Here is a 5,777-nt window from a genome sequence, read left to right as displayed (position 1 = left end):
TGCCTTATCTTGATCCTTTGTCCCAGTTCTTCGTAGCCTGGACTTCTGGCCATGACAAAGTTCCTTTCTGTTTTGCCTTCTACCAACCGGATGATAATTTTAACACGACAACGCTACACGGCCTGTTTTTACCGTCAAAAATCATGCCAATAGTTGTCTTGGTAGCAGAAACCTGTGCTCGCGAAAGCATCGCGACGGATCCCATGGTGCAAATCAGATTCGCACATAATCCGGGCTAACGAGGAATCCATAGGGTAAAGGTTGTTCCACTGCCCGGCTTGCTCTCTACTGAAATATCTCCGCCGTATGATTTCATCAGTTGAGCACAGGTGTGCAGACCCAAGCCCGTGCCAGTTGACCTGTCTCCATTATCCGAGCCTTCTTGAGGCTTAGTGGTGAAAAAAGGCTCAAAGACCCGCTCCATGTGGTCAGGAGAAATTCCTGGGCCAGTATCTTGACACCTTATGTAAATGCTCTGTTCATCGTGTTCGGTAGAGATGGTCAATTCTTTTGTTGGTGAATTTCTCATGGCATCTGATGCGTTTTTCGTCAGATTGTAGATGATTTGCGAAAAGTCGCAATAGGTGCCGAAAATGTCGGGAAGAGACGAATCAAAATCCAAATTCTTTTTGATCCCATGTTTCAAGTCCATATCGGCATCTAAGAATTTGATCTCCTGAGCTATTATGTCATTAAGGTCAAGCCATTGTTTCTTCTCCTGAGCCTCTTGCGCACCTTTAGAGAGCAGGCTGCTGATCAGTTCTTCAGCTTTGCGGACCGCCTGCGTCAGGCCTTCCAGATGATGGAGGGTGCTTCGTGCCATCTTTCGTGCATTGTCGATATCCTTATGCAGAACATCGCATAACTTTTTGGTAGCCATGGACGCCAGTTCAGCCCTTGCCTGAACGACCAGAGTAGGCCCTCGGAGATTGTGCACTATACCCTGAACCATTTGACCGATAATTGCCTGTCGTTCCTTCTTCACAAGCTCTCTGGTCTTCACGTCAACGAGTTTTTCAAGATCCTGATTGAACCTTCTTAGGTCGTCCTGGGCGCGCTTGAGGCGTAGGAGAATGCGGACCTTGGCGAGCAGTTCTTCGTTGTCAAAAGGCTTGGTTAGGTAGTCATCGGCTTGAACCTCGTATCCTTTGAGTCTATCTTCAAGGCTGCCTTTTCCCGACAGAAGCAAGATCATGACATTGGAGGTTGTGTCATCTGATTTCAACTGTCGACAGACTTCGTATCCATTCATCCCAGGCATGATTACGTCCAGTACGATGACGTCTGGTTTGAAGGTGGAAACGATTCTTAGGGTCTCCTCACCGTCATGGGCAAATTCGACCTTCCAATCACTCGCCCTCAGAATGCGCTTTACGGCCTTTAGGTTATTCTTGTCGTCATCTACTATAAGAACACGGTCTGTCATTGGCATTCAGCTCCATGCGTCTCCCTGTTCTTCCAGAGAGAATCCATGACTTGTTGACGCATTCGAGACCCGCGTAAATCAAGCTGCCAAAGCTAGATGTCCAAATTCTTGGCGCTCTTCTTTGCGGTATCCCAGCACGTTCTCAACCAGCAGTGTGGTGTCAAACGTCATGCAGTTGGGACATAGGCAAGCCTGGACCATCGTTCCGTCCCACTCAAAACGACATGCATGGCTTGCTGGCGCCGTCCTGCAGGAAAAACATGTCAGTGTAAGATCCTTTGACAAAGGTTTTGGTTGTTCAATGAGTCTCATCGTGACCTCCTCATTCGTCTGTGGGTTGATGCTTCACAACGCACAATGTGTGCCTACCCGTCTTATTGCCCTCGCTGCCGATGCTTCTTGCGCAACAGATGTGCCAAGAAGAGACTGATGCCAAAACGTTCCATGATATCAAGCAGTTTTACAACAGCATCGAAACGGAGTCACTTATTCTGGAATGCGAAGCCAGGAAAAAGTGTTCAAAATTGGGCACAGTTTCGGCAAGCGGATTTTTCCGAAAGCTAACGAATGCTCTTGGAATCAAAGCTTTGGACGAAAGAGGATTTGGTGGGCTCTGTGTTCAAGAATGGACACTCGGCACACGAGATGCTATTTGTTGTCTGTACACTCCATGCCCCAAGACGCAGGGAAGGGAGGGGCATTCTGTGGTATGACTGTGTTCACAATCGAACACTGAGGAAGAATTCGCAATCAGCAGGGTCTTTCTATTTGGTATTTCCTCATCTTGCTGTAGAGGGTGCCGCGAGCAATCTCCAGGGCCTTTGCTGTTTGCTTGAAATTCCAGTTGGTTTCATCTAAAGTCCTTTTAATCAAAGTAGATTCCGCAAGGTGCAGGGACCTGGAGGGAAGTTGCAAGGCGATCCCACCTGACGGCCGATTCGATCTAATACCTTCCGGGAGGTCTTCTGGCCTGATTTCTTTGCCTTTGCAAAAAACGGCTGCCCGTTGAATAATGTTCGCCAATTCTCTTGCATTTCCAGGCCAATTGCATTCTGTCAACCTCTTCATAGCGCTGTTGGAAATGGACGTTATTTCCCGTTGTGTCTCCTTTCTGTATCTTCCCAAAAAGTACTTGGCCAGCAGCGGTATGTCAGACCTTCTTTCTCTCAGGGGGGGGACATGTATGGAAACCACGTTGATGCGGTAAAAGAGGTCTTGTCGGAAACGCTTTTCATCGACTCTCTGGGAGAGATCTTGATTTGTCGCACAGATCAACCTTGTGTCCACCTTCAGAGTTTGGGTGCCTCCCACCCGTTGAAAGCTTCCCAATTCGAGGACGCGCAGCAGAGCAACCTGAGTTTGTATGGGGAGATCCCCGATTTCATCCAATAAGATTGTTCCTCCATCGGCCGCCTCAAAGTGCCCTCTCTTTTGACTCGTCGCTCCAGTGAACGCGCCCTTCTCATAGCCGAACAATTCGCTGTTGATAAGGGTCTCAGTCAGCGCGCCGCAGTTTACTTGGACAAAGGGCTTGTTCCGTCTAGGACTCTTGGAGTGGATCGCTTCAGCAATGAGTTCCTTGCCTGTCCCACTTTCTCCAGCTATGAGAACTGAAGCGTTCGTTCTTGCTACCTGGGTAATCATCTCGTAGATTCTGAACATCTTCTGGTCTTGCCCAATAATGTTCTCAAATCGAAATGCTCCTCCTTGCTCGTGCTCATGAGCACTGCTTTCCAATAAAAGGTTTCTGTGGTTTGCGATCTTTTTGAGAACAATGCTTGCCATCTCAACATCAAAAGGCTTAAGGAGGTAGTCGTAGGCGCCCAATTTCATGGCTGTGACCGCGTTTTCAATGGTCCCTTGACCGGTAATGACAAGGACAAAAATTTCTGGATATTGCGCTTTGATCTCTTTCAGAAGCGTTAGGCCATCCATGTTGGGCATGAAAACATCCGTCATTACTACATCTGCCCGGAAAGTCCTGAGCTTGTCCAAGGCTTCCTTTCCATCGGCAGCCGTTTCGACCAGGAGTGTTTTGTCTTTCCTCACAGCTCGATTGAAGCTCTTCCGGTAGCCTTCTTCATCATCAACAAAAAGCACCTTGATTTTGTATGTTGGGGCTTGGACTTTCACTTCCTTCCCAAGGCCTCCCGCATAGTTTCTGCCAGGTCACTCGTCACAAAAGGCTTCATGACGAAAACTTTAATACCCATGGCGCTCACTTCCTTTTCGTGGCTTCGGCGAATAAACAAGTTCCCAATTCCAAGAGGACATGCTGATTGAAATACGGTAACAACACACTGTCTTCCGACTTCAGCAGGAATCGTGCCGAAATAACGGGACAAGTTGATCAGCTATAATTTCAGACAAGTAGACCTTCCTCTTCCCAATACACGAGTATGGAAATGCGAGCGATGTGTCACATTGTTGACGGTTCACTATATACCGCACAATGTGACCATCCTGCCGAAGACACTCAACGATTTGACGGTCCAGGCTCTCATCTGCTACAAAATTCATGCAACTGTCTCAGCAATTGGATAAACCACATCGGCTCGCAAAGCATAAGTGGCGAATGCGAGCGCTGCCTGAATCGCCTCGCGGGTCAAGCGAGGATGGGCATCAAGAATCTGCTCAATGGTTTCACCAGCGGCTAGTTTTTTCAAGATAAGATCAACGGTGATTGGTGTCCCAACGACGGTAGGTTTGCCCATCATTACCCTTGGGTCTGATACAATTAATTGCTTTTGCATTTCTGCGCCCATAGAAGCTTATGCCGCATAACATATCGCTTGCGTGCCATTTCCGCACCATAGGCGAGGGCGGCCAGGATATCCTCTTTCAGTTGAGGGTACAAGGCATATTGTCAATGTTTGCGCGTGAGCATGCAGTCCTGAGCGCATCTTGACCAATTATGGTCAAAGGACCTTGCACTGGAAGGCGCTGTGAGAATAGAAACAGTGTGCACGGGGGAGTCAGGCCGACTGACGGGCGTAATGGGATTCCACTTAAATAATCTGTAATTTTCCTTCTGAATGAGGGGCAATCGCCTCGCCGATAATCGTTGCGGATTGAACGCCTGCATTTTGCAGCTCGTGGAGGAAGGCGTCTGCCTGGTCTGGGGAGATGGCAATAACGAGGCCCCCTGATGTCTGGGGGTCAAAGATGAGGTCCATGAGAACGGTTTCCACTCCGGTCTCAGCCTCCACCATGCTTTCACAGAAGTGTTTTGTGGCGTAACTTCCGGCCGGTATCAGCCCCATCAAGGCGTATTCTTTAGCTTCTGGAATAATCGGAATCTTCTCCGCGTAGATAGCGATCTCCACGTGACTCCCTCTTGCCATCTCCAGCACGTGCCCACCCAGGCCAAAGCCGGTAACATCCGTGCAGGCATGCACATTGTATTTTAGCATGATTTGTGAGGGCTTGTCGTTGAGGGTTGAGGTGACGTCGATCAAGGTGTCTATGGCATCCCGGCTGGCCAGTTTTCCTTTAACAGCTGTGGCAATGATCCCTGTCCCCACGGGTTTCGTCAGTATGAGTTTATCTCCAACCTCGACGCCCTTGTTGGTCAGGATTTTTTTGGGATGTACCACACCTGTTACAGAGAGGCCGTACTTAAGCTCCTGATCATCCACACTGTGTCCCCCAACCAGGACAGCATTTGCCTCGTAGATCTTTTCCAGGCCCCCTCGCAGAATATCTTTGAGGATCTCCTTGGGCATGTCTGTGATCGGAAAACAGACGATGTTCATAGCCGTTAGCGGTCTGCCGCCCATGGCATAGACATCGCTTAAGGCATTGGCTGCGGCAATGCGGCCAAACTGATAGGGGTCATCCACAATGGGTGTGAAAAAATCGAGGGTTTGTACCAAAGCCGTATCGGGAGTGAGTTTATAGACGCCTGCGTCGTCAGATGTCTCCATCCCCACCAGGAGATTGGGATGGCTGATCACCGGCAGATCCCTCATCACCTCTTCCAGGTCCCCTGGACTCAGTTTGGCAGCTCAGCCTGATGCCCTGACTTTTTCGGTTAGATTTATGTCATCTATTAGCATGAACATATTTTAGCACTGGTGAGGGTAAGTTTTCAATAACTCCGTAGCGCGTTTGATACCGCCAGATGATGTCATTGCAAGGAGTCACGCCAAAGGCGGGAGGACGAAGCAATCTCACTGCTGTTCAAGAGATTGCTTCCCTGGCCCAGACCGGGTTTTTCTCTCTGTGGCATGATCCAGCTTCTGTCGCGCCAGGGCGGGCCGGCTTCATATGCCGACTTCGCCATAGTCCGCCTGAGGCGGACGACGGCTGAAATAGCGCCGGTTATTATTCCCATGTCGCGCCAGGGCGG

7 protein-coding genes are annotated in these 5,777 nt (G+C 49.4%); 1 reads left to right on the top strand and 6 read right to left on the bottom strand.

The genetic code is table 11. The features are described 5' to 3' along the window. The coding region (locus JW883_06220) for a hypothetical protein (GenBank protein ID MBN1841863.1) at positions 1–239 on the top strand (239 nt) is incomplete at its 5' end. On the opposite strand, the gene JW883_06215 is transcribed toward JW883_06220, so the two are convergent. From JW883_06215 to JW883_06190, 6 genes are all read right to left on the bottom strand, one after another. Continuing rightward, positions 236–1,432: a hybrid sensor histidine kinase/response regulator gene (locus tag JW883_06215; protein MBN1841862.1), complete on the bottom strand. Its 1,197-nt coding sequence runs from the start codon at positions 1,430–1,432 to the stop codon at positions 236–238. The genes JW883_06220 and JW883_06215 overlap by 4 nt on opposite strands. Before the next feature lie 72 nt (positions 1,433–1,504). Next, entirely contained in the window at positions 1,505–1,738 is a 234-nt protein-coding gene (locus JW883_06210) for a hypothetical protein (protein MBN1841861.1), read from the bottom strand. Positions 1,739–2,176: 438 nt separating this feature from the next. Continuing rightward, positions 2,177–3,559, bottom strand: a complete 1,383-nt coding sequence (locus JW883_06205; GenBank protein ID MBN1841860.1) for a sigma-54-dependent Fis family transcriptional regulator — start codon at positions 3,557–3,559, stop codon at positions 2,177–2,179. Between the two features lie 383 nt (positions 3,560–3,942). Then, the gene (locus JW883_06200; protein ID MBN1841859.1) at positions 3,943–4,179 is read right to left on the bottom strand and encodes a DUF433 domain-containing protein; all 237 of its coding nucleotides are present in this window, start codon (positions 4,177–4,179) and stop codon (positions 3,943–3,945) included. 255 nt (positions 4,180–4,434) lie between these two features. Beyond that, a complete protein-coding gene (gene selD / locus JW883_06195; protein MBN1841858.1) occupies positions 4,435–5,484 on the bottom strand; it encodes a selenide, water dikinase SelD in 1,050 nt (349 codons plus the stop codon). 71 nt (positions 5,485–5,555) lie between these two features. Beyond that, positions 5,556–5,777 (bottom strand): hypothetical protein (locus JW883_06190; protein MBN1841857.1); only part of this gene is annotated, 222 nt, incomplete at its 5' end.

Source organism: Deltaproteobacteria bacterium, from assembly GCA_016930875.1.
Taxonomy (GTDB): Bacteria; Desulfobacterota; Desulfobacteria; order Desulfobacterales.
The sequence above is the reverse complement of the archived record's forward strand: the minus strand, read 5'-3'. Positions and strand labels throughout refer to the sequence as shown.